At 61.5% G+C, this 23,142-nt stretch carries 23 protein-coding genes; 13 read left to right on the top strand and 10 right to left on the bottom strand.

Translation table 11 applies throughout. From position 1 onward, the window contains the following. Positions 1-4: 4 nt before the first annotated feature. The gene (locus tag AB8B33_RS02535; RefSeq protein ID WP_439014247.1) at positions 5-568 is read left to right on the top strand and encodes a biotin transporter BioY; all 564 of its coding nucleotides are present in this window, start codon (positions 5-7) and stop codon (positions 566-568) included. Here the strand turns inward: AB8B33_RS02535 and AB8B33_RS02530 are convergent. Continuing rightward, positions 565-966, bottom strand: a complete 402-nt coding sequence (locus AB8B33_RS02530; RefSeq protein WP_113323057.1) for an acyl-CoA thioesterase — start codon at positions 964-966, stop codon at positions 565-567. The genes AB8B33_RS02535 and AB8B33_RS02530 overlap by 4 nt on opposite strands. 186 nt (positions 967-1,152) lie before the next feature. Between AB8B33_RS02530 and AB8B33_RS02525 the strand changes: the two genes are divergently transcribed. The 5 genes from AB8B33_RS02525 to dxs all read left to right on the top strand — a co-directional run bounded on the left by AB8B33_RS02525 (position 1,153) and on the right by dxs (position 6,231). Further along, positions 1,153-2,088, top strand: a complete 936-nt coding sequence (locus tag AB8B33_RS02525; protein ID WP_439014246.1) for a histone deacetylase family protein — start codon at positions 1,153-1,155, stop codon at positions 2,086-2,088. A 2-nt stretch (positions 2,089-2,090) separates the two neighbouring features. Further along, positions 2,091-2,342, top strand: a complete 252-nt coding sequence (locus AB8B33_RS02520) for an exodeoxyribonuclease VII small subunit (protein ID WP_047613900.1) — start codon at positions 2,091-2,093, stop codon at positions 2,340-2,342. Between the two features lie 89 nt (positions 2,343-2,431). Continuing rightward, complete coding sequence (locus tag AB8B33_RS02515; protein WP_439014245.1) at positions 2,432-3,199, top strand: SDR family NAD(P)-dependent oxidoreductase; 768 nt, start codon at positions 2,432-2,434, stop codon at positions 3,197-3,199. An 89-nt stretch (positions 3,200-3,288) separates the two neighbouring features. Then, the gene (locus AB8B33_RS02510) at positions 3,289-4,212 is read left to right on the top strand and encodes a pirin family protein (protein ID WP_439014244.1); all 924 of its coding nucleotides are present in this window, start codon (positions 3,289-3,291) and stop codon (positions 4,210-4,212) included. Between the two features lie 102 nt (positions 4,213-4,314). Then, complete coding sequence (gene dxs / locus AB8B33_RS02505; protein WP_113323054.1) at positions 4,315-6,231, top strand: 1-deoxy-D-xylulose-5-phosphate synthase; 1,917 nt, start codon at positions 4,315-4,317, stop codon at positions 6,229-6,231. Between the two features lie 23 nt (positions 6,232-6,254). Here the strand turns inward: dxs and AB8B33_RS02500 are convergent, their stop codons facing one another. Then, positions 6,255-6,518 carry an Atu4866 domain-containing protein gene (locus tag AB8B33_RS02500; RefSeq protein WP_405049676.1) on the bottom strand — a complete coding sequence of 88 codons (264 nt, stop codon included), beginning with the start codon at positions 6,516-6,518 and terminating at the stop codon, positions 6,255-6,257. 77 nt (positions 6,519-6,595) lie between these two features. Further along, on the bottom strand, positions 6,596-7,333 hold the full coding sequence (locus tag AB8B33_RS02495) for an SDR family oxidoreductase (RefSeq protein ID WP_439014243.1): 738 nt from the start codon (positions 7,331-7,333) through the stop codon (positions 6,596-6,598). 175 nt (positions 7,334-7,508) lie between these two features. Here AB8B33_RS02495 and AB8B33_RS02490 point away from each other — a divergent pair, with 175 nt between their 5' ends. Then, positions 7,509-8,384 (top strand): AraC family transcriptional regulator N-terminal domain-containing protein, encoded by an 876-nt coding sequence (locus tag AB8B33_RS02490; protein WP_439014242.1) that lies wholly within the window; start codon positions 7,509-7,511, stop codon positions 8,382-8,384. A 63-nt stretch (positions 8,385-8,447) separates the two neighbouring features. Here the strand turns inward: AB8B33_RS02490 and AB8B33_RS02485 are convergent, their stop codons facing one another. Further along, complete coding sequence (locus AB8B33_RS02485) at positions 8,448-10,394, bottom strand: methyl-accepting chemotaxis protein (protein WP_439014241.1); 1,947 nt, start codon at positions 10,392-10,394, stop codon at positions 8,448-8,450. Between the two features lie 313 nt (positions 10,395-10,707). Between AB8B33_RS02485 and AB8B33_RS02480 the strand changes: the two genes are divergently transcribed. Together AB8B33_RS02480 and AB8B33_RS02475 are read left to right on the top strand one after the other, a co-directional pair. Then, positions 10,708-11,454: a TlyA family RNA methyltransferase gene (locus AB8B33_RS02480; protein WP_439014240.1), complete on the top strand. Its 747-nt coding sequence runs from the start codon at positions 10,708-10,710 to the stop codon at positions 11,452-11,454. Beyond that, complete coding sequence (locus AB8B33_RS02475) at positions 11,451-12,701, top strand: class I SAM-dependent RNA methyltransferase (protein ID WP_439014239.1); 1,251 nt, start codon at positions 11,451-11,453, stop codon at positions 12,699-12,701. The genes AB8B33_RS02480 and AB8B33_RS02475 overlap by 4 nt, the downstream gene beginning before the upstream one ends. Before the next feature lie 7 nt (positions 12,702-12,708). Here AB8B33_RS02475 and AB8B33_RS02470 read toward each other — a convergent pair whose 3' ends face one another. The 4 genes from AB8B33_RS02470 to AB8B33_RS02455 all read right to left on the bottom strand — a co-directional run bounded on the left by AB8B33_RS02470 (position 12,709) and on the right by AB8B33_RS02455 (position 16,386). Continuing rightward, entirely contained in the window at positions 12,709-13,182 is a 474-nt protein-coding gene (locus AB8B33_RS02470) for an SRPBCC family protein (protein WP_439014238.1), read from the bottom strand. 4 nt (positions 13,183-13,186) lie between these two features. Then, positions 13,187-13,552 carry an ArsR/SmtB family transcription factor gene (locus AB8B33_RS02465; RefSeq protein WP_113323047.1) on the bottom strand — a complete coding sequence of 122 codons (366 nt, stop codon included), beginning with the start codon at positions 13,550-13,552 and terminating at the stop codon, positions 13,187-13,189. A gap of 292 nt (positions 13,553-13,844) precedes the next feature. Continuing rightward, positions 13,845-14,597 (bottom strand): crotonase/enoyl-CoA hydratase family protein, encoded by a 753-nt coding sequence (locus AB8B33_RS02460; protein WP_439014237.1) that lies wholly within the window; start codon positions 14,595-14,597, stop codon positions 13,845-13,847. 10 nt (positions 14,598-14,607) lie between these two features. Continuing rightward, entirely contained in the window at positions 14,608-16,386 is a 1,779-nt protein-coding gene (locus AB8B33_RS02455) for an acyl-CoA dehydrogenase (protein ID WP_439014236.1), read from the bottom strand. Between the two features lie 312 nt (positions 16,387-16,698). Between AB8B33_RS02455 and AB8B33_RS02450 the strand changes: the two genes are divergently transcribed. Continuing rightward, entirely contained in the window at positions 16,699-17,691 is a 993-nt protein-coding gene (locus tag AB8B33_RS02450) for a transporter (protein ID WP_439014235.1), read from the top strand. Between the two features lie 54 nt (positions 17,692-17,745). Here AB8B33_RS02450 and AB8B33_RS02445 read toward each other — a convergent pair whose 3' ends face one another. Together AB8B33_RS02445 and AB8B33_RS02440 are read right to left on the bottom strand one after the other, a co-directional pair. After that, positions 17,746-18,231, bottom strand: a complete 486-nt coding sequence (locus tag AB8B33_RS02445) for a BA14K family protein (protein ID WP_439014233.1) — start codon at positions 18,229-18,231, stop codon at positions 17,746-17,748. Between the two features lie 143 nt (positions 18,232-18,374). Then, positions 18,375-19,619 (bottom strand): aromatic ring-hydroxylating oxygenase subunit alpha, encoded by a 1,245-nt coding sequence (locus AB8B33_RS02440; RefSeq protein ID WP_439014232.1) that lies wholly within the window; start codon positions 19,617-19,619, stop codon positions 18,375-18,377. 392 nt (positions 19,620-20,011) lie between these two features. Here AB8B33_RS02440 and AB8B33_RS02435 point away from each other — a divergent pair, with 392 nt between their 5' ends. The 3 genes from AB8B33_RS02435 (at position 20,012) to AB8B33_RS02425 (ending at position 23,135) form a co-directional block, all read left to right on the top strand. After that, entirely contained in the window at positions 20,012-20,620 is a 609-nt protein-coding gene (locus AB8B33_RS02435; RefSeq protein ID WP_113323041.1) for a DUF6656 family protein, read from the top strand. A gap of 90 nt (positions 20,621-20,710) precedes the next feature. Beyond that, the gene (locus AB8B33_RS02430; protein ID WP_439014231.1) at positions 20,711-21,685 is read left to right on the top strand and encodes an L-threonylcarbamoyladenylate synthase; all 975 of its coding nucleotides are present in this window, start codon (positions 20,711-20,713) and stop codon (positions 21,683-21,685) included. A 19-nt stretch (positions 21,686-21,704) separates the two neighbouring features. Further along, positions 21,705-23,135: an FAD-binding oxidoreductase gene (locus tag AB8B33_RS02425; protein WP_439014230.1), complete on the top strand. Its 1,431-nt coding sequence runs from the start codon at positions 21,705-21,707 to the stop codon at positions 23,133-23,135. Positions 23,136-23,142 lie beyond the last annotated feature (7 nt).

The following is a 23,142-nucleotide window of genomic DNA, read 5'->3' as shown; positions in this document are numbered from 1 at the left end:
CACGATGAGCACGCGCGACCTCGTTCTTGCCGCTCTTTTCGCCGCGATTATCGTGGCTCTCGGCCTGCTGCCGCCCATCTATCTCGGCTTCATCCCGGTGCCGATCACCGCGCAATCGCTCGGCGTCATGATGGCAGGCGTCGTGCTTGGCGCAAGACGCGCCGCGATTGCCGTGCTGATCGTCCTGGTGCTCGTAGCCATCGGGCTGCCGGTGCTTTCGGGTGGCCGCGGTGGATTTGCCGCTTTCGTGGCCCCAACCTCCGGCTTCCTGTTCGGTTGGGTCTTTGCCGCTTTTGTGACGGGCTTCCTCAGTGAACGGCTGGTTCACGGCGATCAGTCCGGCCTCGTCCAGACGGTAAGCTTCTTCCTTGCCGCCATGATCGGCGGCATCGTCGTGCTTTACGCCTTCGGGATCGCCTATCTGGCCCTTGCAGCAAATATCGGCCTGAAGCAGGCCTTTGTGGGCAGCATGGCATTCATCCCAGGTGACGTCATAAAGGCCTTCGTCGCAGCGCTCGTCGGTCGGGCCGTCATGGCCGGTTATCCACTCTTGCGGATTCGCGCTTAATCCAGGAAGCCATAGAGCCAGTCGCGCGTCTCTTCGGGAAGCGAGACTGGCGAGCCGTCGTCGCGGCTGCGCGCCTGCCAGGTGATTTCGACCTCGGCAGCACGCTCGTCGTCAATCTCGGCGGCGATGAGAAAGCCGATGGAGCGCACACCGATCTTGTCGACGCCGGCGGTGAAGGTCACTGCTTCGTGATAGTGCAATGGCCGGTGAAGGATGCAGGACACCTTGGCGGGAGTATAGACAGGCTCGTCCTCCACATCAGGTCTCAATGACCAGAAACCCGCAAGTACGGATTCGGCATAGGAAATATAGGAGGCCAGAAACATCTGGCCGTTCATATCCACATCACGAAACGGTATGCGCAATTCCACCACGTCCGGGCGGTTCGTCTTACTCATTTACAGGTCTGCCTTGCAGGTTATCACTAGGACCCTAGCATGGGGTCCGTCGATGTAAACGAAACAATTAAAATAGCGTAAACGGAGGATGCGGAGCGTTAACCGCGACGATGCAGCGTGTTGAAATCGACACGCTGCGCTCCATCTGCTGTGGATCATGACATTTGCGATCGATAGAGTGCCGGCATGAGCACCCGTCTTTACGAACATCCCATCTTTCTCGAGCACGTGACGCCGTCAGGCCATCCCGAGCGCTCCGACCGCATCCGCGCGCTCAATGTCGCGCTGGAGCATCCGAATTTCGAGCGGCTGGACCGAAAGGAAGCGCCGCAGGCGAATGAAGACGCCGTGCTGCTTGCCCATCCGGAAGAACATCTGATCGCTGTCATGCGGCAGATCCCGGAAGAGGAAGACAAGATCAACCAGCTCGAAGCCGATACCTATGCCAGCCAGAAGAGCCTGCAGGCGGCGCTGACTGGCATAGGCGGGGCGATGGCCGCCGTCGACGACGTGTTCCGCGGCAAGGCCGACAATGTGTTCGTCGCGGCGCGCCCGCCGGGTCACCATGCCGAGAGGATGACGGCGATGGGCTTCTGCTTCTTCAACAATGCGGCGATCGCTGCCCGCCATGCGCAGAAGGCTCACGGCGCCGAACGCGTCGCCATCGTCGATTGGGACGTCCACCACGGCAATGGCACGCAGGATATTTTCTGGGACGATCCCTCCGTGCTTTTCTGCTCCACCCATCAGATGCCGCTTTATCCCGGCACCGGGGCCAAGGATGAAAACGGCGCGCACGGCACGATCGTCAATGCGCCGCTTTCGCCCAATGTCGGCAGCGATCATTTCCGCGAGGCGTTCAAATCGCGCGTGCTGCCGGCGCTCAATGACTTCCGGCCTGATATCATCATTATCTCTGCCGGATTTGACGCCCATCACCGCGATCCGCTGGCGCAGATCAACCTGACCGGCGAGGATTTCGACTGGGCGACGGGACGTCTTCTTGAGGTTGCCGATCGTAGCGCCAATAACCGGGTCGTCAGCCTGCTGGAAGGCGGGTATGATCTGGAGGGACTCGCCGAGTCGGCGGGCATGCATATCCTCAGAATGATGAAGGGTTGAGAATGACTGACAGCGCCAAGCCGGAGGTTTCCGGTCTTTCCTTCGAAAAGGCGGTTGCCGAACTCGAAAGCATCGTTGCCCGGCTGGAACGCGGTGACGTGGCGCTGGATGAATCCATCGAGATCTACGAGCGCGGCGAAGCGCTGAAGAAGCATTGCGAAACGCTGCTTTCGGCCGCCGAAAACCGTATCGAGAAGATCCGTCTTGACCGCGCCGGCAAGCCGCAGGCCGTCGAGCCGCTCGACGGCGCTTAAAGGCGTACCGAAACTCCCTTTCAAGACGCTTGGCGACCAGCTTCCGACCGATCTATGATCCCCTTTCAAAGCAAGAAGGGGACTGACTGATGACGGACAGATTGAAGGGCAAGGTCGCTATCATATCGGGCGGCGCGACCGGCATGGGCGGCGCGGCCTCGAAGCTCTTTGCGGCCGAGGGTGCGCGTGTCGCCATCATCGACCGTAATGGCGAGGCTGCGGCGGAAACCGTCACCGAGATCCGCGCCGCCGGCGGCGAGGCCGATTACTGGACGGCCGATGTTTCGGAGGAAGCAGCCGTCAATGCCGCGGTGGCCGGCGTCGAGGAGCGCTACGGACCGGTCACTGTCCTTTTCAATCACGCGGGTACGATCGTCATCAAGCCGTTCCTGGAGACCACGCTGCAGGAATGGGATTGGCTGCATGCGGTCAACGTCCGCTCCATGTTTCTGATGACGAAGGCGGTGCTGCCCAAGATGATCGAAGCCGGCGGCGGATCGATCGTCTGCACCTCGTCAATCTCGGCGGTCGCGGCGACGCCGATGGAAGTGCTCTACGACACGACCAAGGGCGCGGTGCATATGTTTGCGCGCGCCATCGCCGTCGAATTCCGTGACCGCAACATCCGCTGCAATGCCGTCTGCCCCGGCTTCATCCGCACGCCGCATGGCCTGCGCGAAGTGAAGGAACTGCAGGCGCATGGCGTCGATGTTTCGGACGCAGCGATTGCCGCACAGCAGGGCCGGATCGGCGAGCCCGAGGATGTCGCTCGCGCCGCACTCTATCTCGCGAGCGATGAATCGGTGTTCGTCAATGGCGCCCATCTTTTCGTCGACAATGGTTTTACGGCAATCTGACGGCTTCCCGACGATCTCGCAAACTGGCCCTTTCGCGCCGGACCCGCAGGCGCTATCTGTGGCGGAAGCCTTTGTGATTGGAGTGCGCCATGTCCTTCTTCCCCGGTAAAGATCCCCTGCCCGGTGATGCTTTCGCCTGTGATGCGATCGAGAATCTGATCATTCCGCGCACCAGCGATATCGGCGGCTTCCAGGTGCGCCGCGCCCTGCCAACGCGCCAGCGCCGGCTTGTCGGACCGTTCATCTTCTTCGACCGCATGGGACCGGCGATCCTAAAGCCGGACGAGGCGCTGGATGTGAAGCCGCATCCGCATATCGGGCTTTCGACGGTCACCTATCTCTTCGATGGCGAGATCCGTCATCTCGACAGTCTCGGAACGGAAAAGGTCATCCGCCCCGGCGATATCAACCTGATGACGGCCGGCCGCGGCATCGTGCATTCGGAGCGCACGCCGGACAATCTGCGCGGCCATCCGCTTCTGATGTCCGGACTGCAAACGTGGCTGGCGTTGCCTGACGACAAGGAGGAAATCGACCCCTCCTTCGCCCATACCGAAAAGGGAGAGATGCCTCTGATCGAGACCAACGGCGTGCGTGGACGCGTCGTCATCGGCTCGTTCGAGGGTCTCGCCTCGCCGGTGAAGGTGTTCACAGATACGCTTTATGTCGATCTCGACTTACAGCCGGGCGCGAAATTTCCCTTCGGCGCGGCTCACGAGGAACGCGCCGTGTATGTGCTGTCAGGCGAGGTCGTCATTGCCGGCGACAGGTTTGCGGCAGACCAGCTTCTCGTCTTCCGGCCCGGCGATGCGATCACGCTCGAAGCCGGCACTGAGGGCTGTCATCTGATGCTGTTCGGCGGTGCCGCGCTGAATTCCAAACGCTACATATGGTGGAATTTCGTGTCCTCCTCGAAGGAGCGGATCGAGAAGGCCAAGGAGGAATGGCGCACCGGCCGCTTCGATATCGTTCCCGGCGATGAAGAGGAATTCGTGCCTTTGCCGGAGGGCTGAAGTGCTCTAAGGTGAAAAACTTGCGGTTATGCAAATGTAGTTGTTTTGCCGCAATTCAATCGAATAAAGCAAAGCCGATCAGTCAAAGAAGAGCGCCCGCCCGTGACACAATCCCCGAAGACCCCGCTGCTCGATCAGGTCACCTATCCTGCCGACCTGCGCAAGCTCGAGGATCGCGATCTGCCGCAGCTTGCACGCGAAGTCAGGGACGAAATGATCGACGCCGTCTCCCGCACCGGCGGGCATCTCGGCGCAGGTCTCGGCGTGGTGGAGCTGACGATCGCCATCCACAACGTCTTCAACACGCCTGACGACCGGCTGATCTTCGATGTCGGCCATCAATGTTATCCGCACAAGATCCTGACCGGGCGCCGCGACCGCATTCGCACGCTGCGCCAGGAAAACGGTCTCTCGGGCTTCACGCGCCGGGCCGAAAGCGAATACGACCCCTTTGGTGCTGCGCACTCCTCAACCTCGATTTCCGCCGGCCTCGGCATGGCTGTTGCTGCCGATATCGACAGGACGGACCGCCGCGTCATCGCCGTCATCGGCGATGGGGCACTGTCAGCCGGCATGGCCTATGAGGCGCTGAACAATGCCGGCGCGCTCGATGCCCGCCTGATCGTCATTCTCAACGACAACGACATGTCGATCGCCCCGCCGACCGGGGCGATGAGCGCCTATCTCGCCCGCCTTGCCTCCGGCCGCACCTATATGGGCTTCCGCGACTTCGGCAAGAAACTGACGGCCTATCTCGGCAAAAACATCGACCGGGCGATCACCCGCGCCGTCGAGCATGCCCGCGGCTACGTGACTGGCGGGACGATGTTCGAAGAGATGGGCTTCTACCATATCGGCCCGATCGACGGTCATTCCTTCGACCACCTTCTGCCCGTGCTGCGCAACGTGCGCGACAATGCCAATGGCCCGGTGCTGATCCATGTCGTGACCCAGAAGGGCAAGGGCTATGCGCCGGCGGAAGCTGCAGCCGACAAGTATCACGGCGTCAACAAGTTCGATGTCATCACCGGCACGCAGGCGAAGGTGAAGCCGAATGCACCGAGCTATACCAATGTCTTCGCTGAGACGCTGGTCCAGGAAGCAACACTCGACGACCGCGTCGTCGGCATCACTGCCGCCATGCCGACCGGCACCGGCCTCGACAAGTTCGCCGAGATTTTCCCGTCACGCTGTTTCGACGTCGGCATTGCCGAACAGCATGCCGTGACCTTCGCCGCCGGCCTTGCCGCCGAAGGTTTCAAGCCTTTCGCGGCGCTCTATTCCACTTTCCTGCAGCGCGCCTACGACCAGGTCGTGCATGACGTGGCGATCCAGGGCCTGCCCGTGCGCTTCCCGATCGACCGCGCCGGTTTCGTCGGTGCCGATGGTCCGACACATGCCGGTTCCTTCGATACGGCCTTCCTTGCCACCCTGCCCGGCTTCGTCGTCATGGCGGCCGCGGACGAGGCGGAGCTCAAGCATATGGTGCGCACGGCCGTCGCATATGATGCCGGCCCGATCTCGTTCCGCTATCCGCGTGGCGAAGGTGTCGGCGTCGACATGCCGGAGCGCGGCCAGATCCTTGAGATCGGCAAGGGCCGCATCGTCAAGGAAGGCACGAAGGTTGCGCTTCTTTCCTTCGGGACGCGGCTTGCCGACTGTCTGCTGGCGGCCGAAGACCTAGATGCCGCTGGCCTTTCGACGACGGTTGCCGATGCGCGCTTTGCAAAGCCGCTCGACCACGCGCTGATCCGCCAGCTTGCGCGCCACCACGAAATCCTCATCACGGTGGAAGAAGGCTCCGTCGGCGGCTTCGGCAGCCAGGTCATGCAGTTCATGGCGATGGATGGCCTTCTCGACCGTGGTCTGAAGGTGCGCTCGCTGGTTATGCCCGATATCTGGATGGAACAGGCTAAGCCGGAAGCGATGATCGCCCATGCCGGTCTCGACCGTGCCGGCATCGTCTCGACTGTGTTCAACGCGCTCGGACGTGGTGTTGCCGTCGGCGTGGCCGGTTAAGGCAGCACGCCGACGGGCTTTTCTCACTCAGGCTTTTTTCCATCACGGTAGAAGATCATTCCGCCGTGATGCAGCACGCCGTCGATGAAATCACCATCGGCGGTAAAACCGGTATCGTCCCAATATTCGATATGATCGCCGGTCACTTCATAGCGGCCCTGGTAGGCACTCTTTCGCGTACCCCTCGCCTCGTCATAACGGCCGTTGGACAGCAGTTCCTGCTGGATGTGGCCGTCACCGGTGATCCACATTCCGAGATAGGGGCCGAGATAGGGACGGTTCTGCATTTTCGTTTCCTCTGAAAGAGCGGATGAGGCGGCAAGCGAAAGCACCACCCCGCCGAGAGCCCCGCGGATCCGCATGGTCACAGTCCCACGCTCGCCGTCGGGCGGACGGTGATGTCGTTGACATCAACATCCTCGGGCTGCTCGATGGCGAAACGGATCGCCCGGGCAATGGCATCGGGCTTCAGGGCGATCTCGCGGAAGGCGACCATGGCTTCGGCCGAAAAAGGTTCGGTGATCGTCTCGGCGAGTTCGGATTCGACAACGCCGGGATAGATGCAGGTCACACGCAGCTTCTTGTTTTCCTGGCGCAGACCATCGGAAATCGCCCGCACTGCATATTTCGTGGCGCAGTAGACGGCAGCCGTTGGCACAACCGCCAAGCCGCCGACCGAGGAGACGTTGATGATCTGGCCGCGCTCCTGCGTGTTCATGATCGGCAGTACGGCGGCGACGCCGTAGAGTACGCCCTTGATATTGACATCGATCATGCGGTCCCATTCCTCGACCTTGAGCGAGGACATCAGCGACAGCGGCATGACGCCGGCATTGTTGACCAGAACATCGACGCCGCCGAAAGCCTCGACCGCGGCCTTGGCGAAGGCCTCGGTATCGGCCCGGTCGGTAACGTCGAGCGCGCGGAATTCCACCGTGCCGCCACCGGCGCGGATTTCCTTTGCCAGCTCTTCCAGCCGGTCGGTACGGCGTGCGCCGATCATCAGCTTGGCGCCGGCAGCACTCAGTTCGCGTGCGGTGCCGGCGCCGATGCCACTGCTCGCGCCAGTGATGAGAACTGTCTTGCCTTTTATACCCGTCATGTTCTTTTCCTCATGCTTCAATCGGGACCGCAGCCGAATGCTGCCGATCCATGCGCATAAGATTGGGCTTGGCCAGGCAGCGACCGATAGCAAGCTTTTCCGGATTTCTTGCACGATCTTCCGAAAGCCGCTTCAGGCGCTTGGCATTTGCAGCAGTAGGGTTCATGCTGCTTCCATGGAAAAGATTGCCGAACTTGCAGACTTGATCGATCGTCATACCGAGACGGATGGTAATTTCGACACGGTGCTGCCGCGGGTCGGTATCATACGATCCTCCGCCCGCACCGAACCGATCCATACGCTCTATGAACCTTCGCTCTGCATCGTGGCGCAGGGGCGCAAGCGCGCCGTGATCGGCGAGATCGCGCATGTCTATGATGCCGCGCATTATCTCGTGGTCGGTGTCGACCTGCCGGTGATCGGCGCCGTTGTCGAGGCGAGCGCCAACCGGCCATACCTGTGCCTTCGGCTACAGCTCGACCGCAGCACGCTTGCCGAAATGCTGCCTGCCGTAGAGGGGCGTCTGCCGGAAAGCCCTGCGGCCGGTGTCAGTGCCACGACGCCTGAACTCATCGACGCGGTCGTGCGCCTGTTGCGCCTGCTCGACACACCCGAGGATGCGGAGGTTCTGGCGCCGCTGATCGAGCGGGAGATCCTCTACAGGCTGATCCGCGGGCCGCAGAGCGCGCTGTTGCGGCAGATCGCCAATGGCGAAAGCAGGCTCAACCAGATCGGCCGGGCGATCGATTTCGTGCGGAAGAATTTCAGCGAGCCCTTCGCCATCGAGCATCTGGCTTCGGTGGCTGGCATGAGCGCTTCATCCTTCTACGAGCATTTCAAGACCGTGATGGCGATGAGCCCGCTGCAGTTCCGGACCCAGCTTCGTCTGCAGGAGGCACGGCGGCTGATGGTGACCGAGGGGCTGAGCGCTGCCGAGGCTGGTTTCCGTGTCGGTTACGACAGCCCTTCGCAGTTCAGCCGCGATTATGTCCGCATGCATAGCATCCCGCCGCGGCGGGATATCGAGCGGCTGCGCGCCTCCGCCGGGTAAACCCAAAAAGAAAGGGCGGCACTCAATGCCGCCCTTTCTTTTTCATTTCCGAAGAGATCGCTCTCAGAACTCGGTCCAGTCTTCCTGGACGACGGCAGCAGCCGCGGTTGCCTGCTTGCCGCCGAAGGCCCTAGTGACCTTGCTAGCGAGCGCGCGGGCCGGAGAGGCGACCGGTCGGGACGCGGTGGTTGCTGCAGTGGTTCTCTGGACCGGAGCGGCAGCCTGAGCGCCGAGCTTGAACTGGCGCAGCAGGTCGTCAAGAGCGGATGCTTCCTGGGCAAGCGCGTGGCTCGCAGCAGTCTGCTCTTCAACCATGGCGGCGTTCTGCTGAGTGCCCTGGTCCATGTTGTTGACAGCGGTGTTGATCTCCTGCAGGCCGATCGACTGTTCGCGGGTCGCGGTGACGATTGCGCCGACATGACGATTGATTTCCTGAACCTCGGCGACGATCGCTTCCAGCGCCTTGCCGGTTTCGCCGACAAGGCCGACGCCGGAGTTGACCTGTTCGCTCGACGTGTTGATCAGCGCCTTGATTTCCTTGGCGGCATTTGCGGAACGCTGGGCGAGTTCACGCACTTCCTGTGCGACGACGGCAAAACCCTTGCCGGCTTCACCGGCACGTGCTGCTTCGACGCCGGCGTTCAGCGCCAGAAGGTTGGTCTGAAAGGCGATGTCGTCGATGACGCCGATGATGTTGGAGATCTCGCCCGAAGACTTTTCGATCTGCTGCATGGCCGAAACCGCCCTGCGGACGACTTCGCCGGACTTTTCAGCGCCGAGGCGGGTGCGCTCGACGAGGTTGCCGACGTCTTCGGCGCGCTTGGCAGAGTCGCGCACTGTGGTCGTGACTTCTTCGAGAGCAGCTGCGGTCTCTTCGACGGCAGCGGCCTGCTGTTCGGTGCGGTGGGCGAGATCGTCCGCGGCAGAGCGAATTTCACCGGCGCCGGCATTGATGGCCGAAGCGTTGCGGCCAACGGACTGCAGGGCAGCCTGCAGCTTTTCGACGGCATTGTTGAAGTCGTTGCGCAGGCTGTCGTACTGCGGCGCAAACGGCGTATGGATGCGGGATGCGACATCGCCAATGGCAAGGCCGGCAAGGCCGCCGGCCAGAGCATCGACGGCGAAGCGGATTTCGCCTTCTTCGCGGGCCTTCTGCTCGTCGCTCATCTGTCGTTGGCGCTCGGCTTCGCCGCGCATGCGGTCGGTTTCGCCGGCAAGCTGCTGCTTTTCGATCGCAGCATCCTTGAAGACCAGAACGGACTGGGCCATGCGGCCGACTTCGTCCTGACGGCCGGTTGCCGGAACTTCGATATTGTGGTCGCCGCCGGCCAAACGGTCCATGGCGGCCGTCATGCCGACGATCGGGCGGACGATGGTGCGCGACAGGGCCCAGGCGAGTGCAGCGGCGGCAAGAGCTGCGGCAATGCCGCCGACCAGAAGCGTCGTCTTGAGATCGCTACTGGCGTCCGCCTGAGCAGCGGCGAGTGCAATGGACTTGTCGCGGGCGAGAGACTTGATCTTGGCGGAAGCGGCGCGGAAGCCGTCGAGCTGGCCCTTGGTGGCGTTGACACCGATCTTGACGACCTCTGCGATCGGCATTTCTGTTTCCTTGCGGGCCTTGGCTTGCGGCTCGGCGAGCTCGTGGAAATACAGGTCTGCAGCCTTCTGCATGTCGTCGATCATCGAGACGAGCTCAGGCTGGGAAGCGGCGGTCTGCTTTGCAGCGGCGATCGCCTTCAGCATGCGCTCGCGGTTGGCAAAAATATCGCCATAGGTGCTGTCGCTGCGGAAGAGGATGAAGCCGCGCAGGTTGACGGCCTGCTCAAGCATGGCCTGCAGCGCGTCATCGATCTGGTTGACGAGAAGCTCGGATTTTTCCTGTTCGGCGGAAGAGCTCGCCGACGTCGTTGCCTTGGAATAAACGAACGCGGAAACTGATACGAAAATAAGGATGAGTGCTGCGAAAGTGGCCGCAAGCTTACCATTCAAGGATATGTTTCGAGCGAACATCGGTCAATTTCTCCTGGCGACATCAGGCGCGACAAGGGGCGACTACGCAAATGCGCAGCCACAAGACTTCTTGATGAGGGACATGATCGGCGGGGAGGACGCGGGAGCCTTCATGGCACGAAGCGATTCAAAAGCGAGCCGCTGCAATCAAAACGAACCTATGCGGGCAGGATTTAAAATTGTTTAAATTTGGTGCGTCGCAGCACAGGTCGATTTAGTTTATTGCGGTTCCGGCGATGTGAGCCTGCACTGGCGTGCCCGCGATGCCAACAAAACGCTTGCAACCGGCGGCTTTGACGGTCATTCACAGCCGATGTCAGATCAAAACAGCCAGCGCCTCGACCAGCTTCTCGTCACCCTCGGCCTCTTTGCGAGCCGCTCGCGGGCGCGAGACGCCGTGGCACGCGGCACGGTGAAGGTCGCCGGCAAGGTGGTGACGAAGGCCGGCGCCGTCTTCGGCGACGATGCGACAATCGAAATCGACGACCCGGCGCAGGACTATGTTTCGCGCGCAGCATTGAAGCTGGTGGCCGCACTCGACCACTTCGGGCTCGATCCGGCAGGACGGCACTGTCTCGATGTCGGCGCTTCCACCGGCGGCTTTACGGAAGTGCTGCTGGAGCGGGGTGCCGCACATGTGACGGCTGTTGATGTCGGCCACGGGCAAATGCATCCGCGCATATCGGGCAATCCGCGCGTGACAAATGTCGAGGGACTCAATGCCCGCAATCTGAGGGCTGAGGATATCGGCCAGCCCCTGGAGTTCATCGTCTCCGACGTCTCGTTCATCTCGCTCAAACTGGCGCTTGCTCCGGCGCTCGATATTGCGGAGCCGGGAGCGCTTGCCGCGATCCTCGTCAAGCCGCAATTCGAGGCGGGGCGCGAGGCGATCGGCAAGGGCGGGCTGCTCAAGGATCCGACTTCCGGGCCTGCCGTGGCGGCAGAACTTGAGCGATGGTTCACTGAAGACATGGGCTGGAAGAGTTTCGGGCTCATCCCCTCGCCCATTTCGGGCGGAGACGGCAATCAGGAATTTCTATTGGCAGGGACAAAAGCGTGAGCACGGAAACAATCACCATCGACAGGCTCGGCGCACAGGGCGACGGCATTGCCAACGGCAAGGACGGACCTGTCTATGTGCCCTTCACGCTGCCGGGAGAGACGGTGGCGATCGCCCGCGTCAAGAGCCAGGGCACGGTCATGTCGATCGCCTCGGCCTCCGCCGACCGGCAGGAGCCGCCCTGTCGGCATTTCGGGCCAGACGGCGTCAACGGCACCTGCGGCGGCTGCACGCTGCAGCATATGGCAGATATACCCTACCGCACCTTCAAGCGGCAGCTCGTCATCGATGCGCTGAAGTCCAAAGGGCTGACGCCTGAGGTCGGCGAGATCGTCGCGGCCCATCCCGGCGAGCGACGGCGAGTGGTCTTTGCTGCACGCAAGACCGAGAAGGATATGCTTGTTGGTTTCAACCAGGCCGAAAGCCATCACATCGTCGCCATCGAGGAATGTCCCATCTCGTCGGCGGGGATCATTTCCCGGCTGCCGGCAATCAAGGCTGTCGGGGCGGCAGTCGCGACCAATGCGGATGCCTTCCGCATCGCGGTTCTCGAAACGCTCTCCGGCCTCGACCTTGCGGTCGAAGGCATAAGGAAGCTGTCCGACCAGCAGCGTCGCAAGGCGGTCGAGGTCATACTCGGCCTTCGCGGCATTGCCCGCGTTTCGCTTGATGGTGAAATCCTGATCGAGCCGGCCAAACCTGTCGTCGAGTTCGGCGGTATCCAGGTCTATCCGCCTGCCGGCGGCTTCACACAGGCGACGAAGCCTGCAGAAGAAGCAATGGCAAAGCTGGTGCTTGCGCATGTCGGCAAGGCCAAGCGGATCGCAGATCTCTTTGCCGGCGCCGGCACCTTTTCGCTGCAGCTTGCCCGTCTCGGCCGCGTGCATGCCGTTGAAGGCGACGGCAAGGCGATTGCGGCACTCGACTACGCGGCGCGCAATACGCAGGGCCTGAAGCCGGTGACCGTCGAAAAGCGCGATCTCTTCCGCCGCCCGCTGATGACCTCGGAGCTCAAAGTCTTCGACGCCGTCGTCTTCGATCCACCACGTGCGGGCGCGGAGTTCCAGTGCAAGGAACTGGCGCGCTCGATCGTCAAGAAGGTCGTGGCGGTGAGCTGCAATCCGCTGACGCTCGCCCGCGACCTCGCCATCCTCGTCGAGGGCGGCTACCGAATTACATCGGTCACGCCCATCGACCAGTTCCTCTGGACCTCGCATGTTGAGATCGTGGCGACGTTGGAGAAATAAGCAGCCGTCAGCCGACCTTTTCGCCGGCGAGATAATGGCCCAACTGGTCGAGTTGTCCGGCGATGCCCGCCTGGCGATATTCCACCTTATCGCCGCCGTCGAGAATGGTGATCTGCTCGGTGACGACGACATGCGTGCCTTCGGCAACCGACGTCAGGCTGATGGTCGTCAGTGACGAGGAGATGCGCCGCTCATTGTGCGACATCGTATAGGCGTAGACGATGCGGCGATCCCTGACGATGTCTTCGTAACGCGCATCGGCGACATATTCGTCACTCTTGCCGAAGTTGAACCGGCTGATATCGCGGCCACCGACGCGGAAATCATTTTCGGTATAGGTGGTGGTGAAATCCTCGCCGATCGCCTCCCACTGCAGGCGCGCCTTCGGATCGGACCAGGCGGCAAAGACGCGCGGAGCCGGCACGTCATAGGTGCGCTCGATGGAGAAGGTGGAATGAAGGGTGCTATACTCTTCCTGCATGGTCTTACTCCTTTTCGTTCTGCTTCTCAGGTTTGTCCGGCATTTCCGGATTGGCTTCGAGATATGCGCCCAGTTTGTCGAGGCGATGCTCCCAGAGGGTGCGACGCTCGTTGATCCAGGCTTCGGCTGAGCGGAGCGCCCGCGGCTCGATCCGGCAGGTGCGCACGCGGCCGTTCTTTTCCGATCGCACAAGGCCGCTCGATTCCAGCATCTGCAGATGCTGGAGAACAGAAGGCAGCGCCATGGACAGCGGCTCCGCAAGCTCCTTCACCGAGGCGGGGCCCTTGCAGAGCCGATCCACCATGCTGCGCCGGGCGGGGTCTGCCAGCGCCTGAAACATCAAATCGAGCGCATGTGATTGGTTAGGCATGTACCTAACTATAGATATGAGATGGCGAGAGTCAATAAATAGTTCGGCAAATACCTAACTATTCCACGGGGGGCGCGCGGCTGGGATGCACGTCGCCCAATAGTTTCGCAGCGCGGGGGTTAAGCGCGCTGCGAACGGGCGATAGACGTTGGATGAATTCGGACAAGGGGGGTCGTACGAAACACATCACGCGCCCGGACAGTTCGGGGGAACCATCCTCCATTCATTAGTTAGACTATGCTTAAGAGAGGCTTTAAATTCGCGTCTGACAATAACCACTGATTTCTAGGGCTCAGCGGCGCATGAAAGCCTCGAAGGCAGCGCGCGCCTCATCACTTCTCATGCGGGCGGCGAAGTGACGGGCCTCTTCATCGATACGCGCGATGATCTCCTCCCGCGGGCCGCGAACGAGATCGCGAGCGATCTTCAACGCTTCCGGCGGTTTGGCTGCAAGCTTTGCGGCCGCAGCGATCGTCTGGCTTTCCACATCTTCCGGCGTCGTCACCTTCCAGATCAGGCCGGCTTGCTTCGCATCCTCAGCCGTAAAGGCCTCTCCGGCAACGAGCATGGCGAAGGCGCGCTGATGACCCGTAATGCGCGGGACGATCAGGCTCGAGCCCGCCTCCGGCACCAGCGCCAGATCGACAAAAGGCGTGCGGAAATGGCTGCGGTCGGAAGCAACAGTCAGGTCACAATGCAGGTTGAGCGTCGTGCCGATGCCGATCGCCAGACCATCGACGCCCGAGACGAGCGGTTTTTCGGCATTGACGAGTGCATAGAGAAAATCAATCAGTTCCTGGCCCATGCTGCCGCCCATGGCCACGGCGAGAAAATCGCTGATATCATTGCCGGCCGAGAAGCAGCCTTCGGTGCCGAGAAAGACCGTCACCCGGATATCGGCATCGGCATTGGCGGCATTCAGCGCGTCGGTCATGGTACGGTACATGGCGCGAGTGAAGGCATTCTTCTTTTCCGGCCGGTTGAAACGGATGAGCTGGACGGACGGATGTTCCGCGGATCGCTCGATGATGATGGGATCGCTCATATCAGTCTCCTCAGGCAAGGACGGTGCGGGCAGCTGCAAGGCTATTGGCACCGTTGACGACACGGTCTTTCAGCGCCGCCGTTTCGGACAGAAGGTTTTCGGCTGCGAAACGGCAGAGCGCGATACGGCCCTCGCCTGCCCCATCCGCGGTGCGGGCAAGGCCGCCCTTGGCGAGATAGCAGCCTGTGAGCGCAAGGCCGAACAGACGCTGATAGGGGGTTGCGCCGGACAGGGCCTCGGCGGACTTGCCCTCTGCAAGGCGCGCGAGAAGCCAGTCGGTAGCCTCTGCCAGATCGGCAAGTGCTGTCTCCAGCCTGTTGGCCGTCGTGCCGAAACCGTCGAGATTTGAACTGTGGACAGCCTCGGCGATCGCCTTCAGCTCGGCAATGAAGCCCCTGACCTGCTTGCCATCAGACAAAGGCAGCTTGCGGGTGACGAGATCAATTGCCTGAATGCCGTTCGTGCCTTCATAGATCGGGGCGATGCGGGCATCACGCAAATAGCGAGCGGCACCTGTCTCCTCGATGAAGCCCATGCCACCGTGCACCTGGATGCCGAGGGAGGCGACATCGACGCCGGCATCCGTCGCGAAGGACTTGGCAATCGGCGTAAGCAGCGCAGCGCGCTCCTGCCAGTGTTCGCGTCGCTCATTGGCGCGATGCGCCATATCGATCGCATGGGCGCAAGCATAGGCGATGGCGCGTGAGCCCTGCGTCAGGGCCTTCATGGTGAGCAGCGTGCGCGTGACATCGGGATGGTCGATGATCGGGCTCATGCCGGAGCCGCTCCAGCCAGGGGCCTTGCCCTGCGTGCGCTCCTTGGCATAGGCGATCGCCTTCTGCGTCGCCGCTTCACAGATCGCCACACCCTGCATGCCGACGGCAAGTCGGGCATTGTTCATCATCGTGAACATGCAGGCGAGGCCCTTGTTCTCCTCGCCGATCAACCAGCCGATCGCACCCTTCTCTTCGCCGAACTTGCCGTCGCCATAGACCATGGTGCAGGTGGGCGAGCCGTGAATGCCGAGCTTATGTTCGAGCGAATGGCAGTGAAGATCGTTGCGGGCGCCGAGCGAGCCGTCATCATTGACAAGGAATTTCGGCACGAGGAAAAGCGAGATGCCGCGAGTGCCGGCCGGCGCATCCGGCAGGCGCGCCAACACGAGATGGATGATGTTGTCGGCCGCGTCATGCTCGCCCCAGGTGATGAAGATCTTCTGGCCGAAGATGCGGTAGCTACCATCCTCACGGCGCTCGGCGCGCGCCTTCAGTACGCCGAGATCGGAGCCGGCATGAGGTTCCGTGAGGTTCATCGTGCCGGTCCATTCACCGGACACCATGCGCGCCAGATATTTTTCCTTGAGAGCGGCACTACCATGCACGTTCAGCGCCTCGACGGCACCCATGGTGAGCGTCGGGCAGAGTGCGAAAGCCATTGAGCCGGAGTTCCACATTTCGAGGGCCGCGACATTCAGCATGTGCGGCAAAGCCTGGCCACCGAAGTCCTCCGGCGCGGTCAGGCCGTTCCAGCCGCCTGCGGCCCAATTGCGGTAGAGGTCGCGCCAGCCTTCCGGCGTCTTCACCTCACCGTCGGCAAGCCGGGTGCCCTGGCGGTCTCCGATATCGGCGAGAGGGGCGATTTCCTCCGTGGCAAATCGTCCCGCCTCGGCAAGAATGGCATCGACGAGATCCTCGCCAAGATCGCCGAGAAGACCGTCGTCGATCGCCTCAGCCATGCCGGCGACATGCTTCAGCGTGAACGCGATTTCCTCGACAGGCGCCTTATACATCTTATTTTCCTCCGCATTCAGCTCACGCACGGCAGAGCCGGCGCACAAGCGCCTCCATTCGAAGAGCTAATTGATTTTTACGTAAACGTCAATTTGGTTTCCGTCGATAACCTTGATCGAGAGCGCCTTTTCGCTTGTGCACTTGCACAAACAGACGTCATGGAGAATCTCTAAGCGTGTCGCGATCTTTTCAGATCCGCTGCCACGCTTCAGGCCTTTGTTTTGACGCATGTCGTTATCGCAAAACCGCTACACAGTTTTGCGCGACATGCTTTAGTAGGATTGATCGCTTTCGCGAGAGGATCGGCAATAATGGATACCTTGCCCGTCAACATACCCGGCCTCGTATGGGCCTACCGTTTCTCGCCGGAAAGCAAGAAGGCCGCGCGACTGCAAAACAGCGCGACGGCCGCAGAGCTGACCGTGGACGACGGTTTTTATTGGCTGCATCTCAACCTCGCCGATGCCCGCGTGCCCGCTCTGCTCGACACGCTCGGCGTGATGGATGACGCCAAGTCGGCGCTGACCACGCGCGACACGCACGCGGTCCTGACTGTCGACGAACAGATGCTCTACGGCACGCTGGTGGACTGCCAGCGCGAATTCGATCAGGACACGGCCGATCTCGGCTGGCTGCATTTCGCCATCTCCGACCGTTTCATCATCACCACGCGCCTGCAGCCGCTGAGAAGCGTGGAGCGGACACGTGTGATGATCGAGAAGAATCCCGGCAAGTTCGCCCGTCCCGTCGACCTCTTCGAACTGCTTGTGACCGAGTTCCAGCGCACGCTGATCTCCGTCGTCATGGAGCTCACCGAGGAGCTCAACCTGATCGAGGACTTCGTCTACGACAACGCGCCGCGTGACGAACGCCGCAGGCTTGCTCCCGTCCGCCGCACGATCGTGCGCCTGCATCGCCACCTGCGCACGGTCCTTGCGCTGATGCGGCGAGCGGCAGCCTCCGACGAAGACGAAATGCCCTTCGGTTTCGACGATATTGCCGGGCGACTGACGAGCCGGTTGGAGACAGTCGACCACGATGTCTACGCGCTGCAGGACCGGGCAAGGCTGCTGCACGAAGAAATCGACTCCAAGCTTTCATCGGAGACGAACCGCCACCTCTACATCCTGTCGATCATGACGGCCTTCCTATTGCCGCCGACACTGGTGACCGGCTTCTTCGGCATGAACACGGCCAACCTACCCTTTGCCGTCGGAGACTACGGTACGGAATATGCCGTGGGGCTCATCCTCGCCTCCATCGCCTTGGCCTGGTGGCTCTTGAAGCGGGTGGATATTCTCTGAACGAAAACGCCCGGCTCGATGGCCGGGCGTTCAATCTCGATCTCTGGTTTCGCCTCAGTAGTAGGGCGAGTAGCACTGCTGGCGCGGACCGTTATAGGGCTGGAACGTATTGTCGTAGGCCCTGTAGGAACGGTAGCGGTTTTCGCACCAGGCGACATGGCTCGGATTGATGCCCGAGGGAGCCGGCGCGGGCGCATAGTAGCGCGGCTGCGCCGCGATAGCGCCGCCGATGACGGCACCGGCGCCAAAGGCTGCCAGCGGATACCAGTAGCCGTCATAGTGGCGGTAGCCCGGACGATAATAGGAATAACCGCGATAGCCGCTGTACCAGCCAGAACGATATGCGGGGCGGTAGCCCGGATAGTAGCCGTGGCGGTAGCCAGGACGATAGTAACGGCGATATTGGACGTTTTCGACAGGCGAAGATTTTTCCACCTGCGGGGCGGTCGGCATCTGGATTGCCTGCGACGGCACGAAGCTCGTCACAACGACGGCGGCGGCCATAACCGCAGTCGCGACCTTCTTACTCAGCCCAAACATTGCGTGTCTCCGATCAAGAGCAAAAAAGCCTGCCGGACAACGGACAAAACGGAAAATTGTTCCCGAAAGACCCGAAAACGGCATCCACACTCCATTTTTACCGGAGGCGAAATGAACCGGACATTAACCGGTGGCGATCGCCCTCAGGCAACGACCGAGAGCTTGGCCTGATCGCCCTGCAAACGGTTGATCATGAAGTTCGAATACCATTCGAGGAACTGCATGACACCGCCCTCGTGGACCTGCGAATAAGGACCGGGCTCATAGGCCGGCGAACGGATGCCGAAGGCGTTCTCTTCGACGATGCGGCGGTCCTGATCGTTGGTCTCGGTCCAGACGTGCGTCAGCTCCTCGAGGTTATAATCGACACCTTCGACAGCATCCTTGTGAACGATCCATTTCGTCGTCACCGCCGTCTCGTTGGCGCTGAGCGGCAGTACGCGGAAGGAGATGGCGTGGTCGCCGAGCAGATGGTTCCAGGTCGTCGGGTAGTGGAAGAGCAGCATCGTGCCGATGTGGCTGATCTTCACGTCGTCGGAGAGCGGGCGCTTGACGGCGGGCCTGCCGGACATCGTGTAGCTTTCGGCATCCTCGATCAGCGGCATGCGGGCGGTGCGGAACTGTCCATCCGGCGAGATCTGGAACTTGCTCGGCAGACCGGCGGCCTCGCAGCGCGCCCAGTGGCCGGCAATCTCGGGATCGTCGGCGCCGCCATCAGTGCCGGTCACGCTCGGCGCTTCCGGATAGGTGCGGCAGAGCTCAGGATGGTTTGCGGCACAATGATAGCACTCGCGATTGTTTTCCCAGACCAGCTTCCAGTTGCCCTTCTCGATGATGGTGCTCTGGAAGGCGATCTTGGCCTCGCCGATGTGATGGGGCGCCATATAGGGCTCGACCTTGTCGCGCACGGTCTGGAAGTCCGGCGCGACATTGGCGAGGCAGATGAAGACGTAACCGGCGACGATTTCGCAATGGACCGGTTTCAGCCCGTAGCCGCTCTTGTCGAAATCATCGCCCATGTGGCGCGCGAAGGCGAGCTTGCCGTCGAGATCGTAGGTCCACTGATGATAGGGGCAGACGAGGCGTACCGACGAGCCGTGCTCCTTGGTGCAGACGCGTGAGCCGCGATGGCGACAGCTATTGTGGAAGGCGCGAATGACATTGTCGCGTCCGCGCACGATGACGACAGGATACTCGCCGATCTGGACGGTAAAGTAGGCGCCTGGCTTCGGCAGTTCGCAATCATGGCCGATGAATAGCCAGTCGCGATAGTAGATCATCTCCATATCCAGACGGAAATAATCCTCGTCAATGTAGAAGGGCTGTTCGAGACTGAAACCCTCGCGGCGGCTCTTGAGCTGGCGCAAAACGTTGCTGCGAATATCCATCTGCCTATCCTCGTGCATGTGGCTGCTACTCTTTTCGAGCACGGCAGCGGAAGCGCGCCCGCTTCCTTCTCCCTCCGGAGAACTGGTCATGGTGTTATTTAAGCACCGAGCATGCCGGTCGCTTGGTTGTAAAGCGACATCCGCTTCGAAATTGACGACAGGGAGCCGGGTGGTCCTCAGAAACATTCACTCGCCTTTGATTATCGTCAATTGCGACATTTCGTGACCCGTCAGACATAAGTAAATCCAATGTGGCTGGCGAGGCACTGTCGCATTTGCGACATACCGCTCGCAAACCCAGCTCTCGCGCCTTCTTCGCGCTATTTTAACAGCGTGTTAAGCACGAAATCCTATCCTTGCCGACGACCCACACAGCGAAGACTGCGAAAGCCATGGCCAAACTTCGATATTTCGACACGCGGGAAGAAATCAAGCCTACAGAACCACGGCTTTTCGCCAAGCACTCTGAATTCCTGCGCACCGGCCGCATCAGCCGCCGTCGCGAAGACTGGCTCCCGGACGAGCGCCGCTATCTCACCCATGAGGAAGTGGCTGAAAAGACCGCACGCAAGCTGCAGGCCGCCGGCGAAAAGACCCACCAGAACATCAATGGCTTCCACCGCGCGATCCAGTTTCCGAAGATGATCTTCCACCGGACGCTGGCGGATAGCCCGCATCTCGGCTACTGCCACGTCACGGCCGCACGCACCAAATTCGCTCGCTACGACGAAGTGGCATGGGCCTTCTACATCGCCAACTTCTATTCCGACATCGGCGACAACGACAATTTCTTCGACAATATCGCGGTGCAGAATTCCCGGATGTATTTCGCCGTGGCGATCAAGCCGGGTGAAAGCACGCCGGAGAGGATGGTGGTCGACCGCTCGGTGCGGGGCAACGGCCTGCTCTTCCGCACCAACGATCCGCAGATCGCCATCCGCAACATCCTCCTGCTCGGCGCCCGCAACGAGCAGCTTCGCCAGATCATCCGCCAACTGTAGGTTCGCCGGCAGTTGATCTGCAAGCTTCGGGCGGGATTGATCGCGCCGCAAGGAAAGCCTAATGACTGCCGCAGTAAAACCGGGCAGGACATGGCAAGAATAATCGACATCAAGGCGGACAGGCAGACGGCACTCGAAGCCGGCTGCGCGGCGCTCGGCGAAGGCTTTGCGATCGCCATTCCGACCGAGACCGTCTACGGCCTTGCCGCCGACGCCACCAATCCGGCGGCGATCACCCGCATCTATGAGACCAAGGGGCGGCCACGCTTCAATCCGCTGATCTGCCACATGGCGGATCTTGCGATGGCAGAGACCTATGCCGAATTCGATCCGATCTCCCGCGGTTTGGCAGAAGCCTTCTGGCCTGGCCCGCTGACGCTGGTACTGCCCCTGAGGACCGGCACCGCGATCCATGCGCTGGCGACCGCCGGCCTCGACAGCGTCGGCGTCCGCATACCGAAAGGTTTTACCGGCGATCTGATCCGGGCCTTCGGGCGGCCGCTTGCGGCTCCGAGCGCCAATACATCCGGCAAGGTGAGCGCCACAAGCGCTGCCCATGTCGAGGCTGATCTGGGGGCAAAGATACCTCTCATCCTTGACGCAGGCGCGAGTACCGTTGGCGTGGAATCGACGATCGTGAAGGTCGAAAACGGCGAACTGCGACTGCTGCGGCCCGGCGGACTGCCGGCCAAGGAGATCGAGCGGGTGGCAGGCAAGCGTTTGCTGCGTTCGAAGAAGGCAACCGCAGCGATCGAAGCGCCGGGCATGCTCGCTTCACATTACGCGCCGGGCGCGGCCGTCCGGCTCGAAGCCACGGCACTGGAACCCGGTGAAGCTTTGATTGCCTTCGGTCCAAACAGGGTGGCAGGCGCCGAGCAAGCGGCGATGGCGCTGAATCTCAGCCCGCGCGGCGATCTCTCGGAAGCGGCCGCCAATCTTTTCGACTACATGAAGAAGGCTGATGCCAGCGGCGCGGCCGTGATCGCCTTTTCGCCGATCCCTGACGAAGGGCTTGGAGAGGCAATCAACGACCGGCTGCGGCGAGCGGCAGCACCGCGCGAGTGAAGAAGAGGGACCGGGCTCCATGAGCAGCACAAGCATTTCTCCAGAGAACATCGAACGTTTCACCGCCATCGTCGGCGAGAAATATGCGCTGCACAGTGAAGCTGATCTCGCGCCGCACCTCATCGAAAACCGCGGTCTCTATCACGGCTCCTCCCCTCTCCTGCTGAAACCCGGTACGGTCGAGGAAGTCTCCGCAATCATGAAGCTTGCCACCGAAACCGGTACGGCCATCGTACCGCAGACCGGCAATACCGGCCTCGTCGGCGGGCAGACGCCGCGCGCGGGCAAGGCCGATGTCATCCTTTCGCTCGAACGCATGAACAAGATCCGCGATGTTGATCCGGTCGCAAACGTGCTGGTCGCCGACGGCGGCGCGATCCTGGCCGAGGTGCAGAAAGCGGCCGAGGCGCACGGCCGCCTGTTTCCGCTCTCGCTTGGCTCGGAGGGCTCCTGCCGCATCGGCGGCAACCTTTCCACCAATGCCGGCGGCACGGCGGTTCTCGCTTATGGCAACATGCGCCAGCTCTGCCTCGGCCTCGAAGTCGTGCTGCCGACCGGCGAGATCTGGGACGGACTGCGCCGCCTGAAGAAAGACAATACCGGCTATGACCTGCGCGATCTCTTCATCGGCGCGGAAGGCACGCTCGGGATCATTACCGGCGCGGTCCTGAAACTCTTCCCGCAGCCGCTCGGCCATCAGGTGGCCTTTGCTGGGCTATCCTCGGTCGAGGATGCGCTTGCCTTCTTCAACCTCGCTTCCAGCCTCTGCGGCGCCTCGCTCACCGGCTTTGAGCTGATGCCGCGCTTCGGTGTCGAGATCACCGCGCGCAATATCGATGGCGTGCGCGATCCGCTGGAGACGCCGCATGACTGGTATGTGCTGATCGACATCTCCACCTCCGATTCCGCCGAAACGGCCGAGCGGATGATGAATGCCGTTCTGGAGCAGGGTTTCGAAGCGGGACTTGTTCAGGATGCGGCAATCGCCTCCTCGGTCGCGCAGCAGAAGGCGCTCTGGCACATGCGCGAGAGCATGTCGGACGCCCAGAAGCCGGAGGGCGGCTCGATCAAGCACGATGTTTCCGTGCCGGTTTCGAAGATACCGCACTTCATGAACGAAGCTGCAGAGGCGGTGATGGCGGCAATGCCCGGCGCGCGCATCTGCGCCTTCGGCCACATGGGCGACGGCAACATCCATTACAACATCTCGCAGCCGGTTGGTGCCGACAAGGATGCCTTCATCGCCCGCTGGCACGAGATGAACCATATCGTGCACGGGCTGGTGCTTGCCAATGGCGGTTCGATTTCCGCCGAGCATGGCATCGGTCAGCTGAAGCGTGATGAGCTCGCGTCGATTCGGCCGGAAATCGAGATGGAACTGATGCGCCGCATCAAGCGCGCCTTCGATCCGGCCGACATCATGAACCCGGACAAGGTGGTGAGCCTCTAGAACCTTT

Source organism: Rhizobium sp. 768_B6_N1_8 (genome assembly GCF_051811225.1).
In the GTDB taxonomy this organism is placed as follows: domain Bacteria; phylum Pseudomonadota; class Alphaproteobacteria; order Rhizobiales; family Rhizobiaceae; genus Rhizobium.
This window is presented reverse-complemented; position numbering and strand designations above follow the sequence as displayed.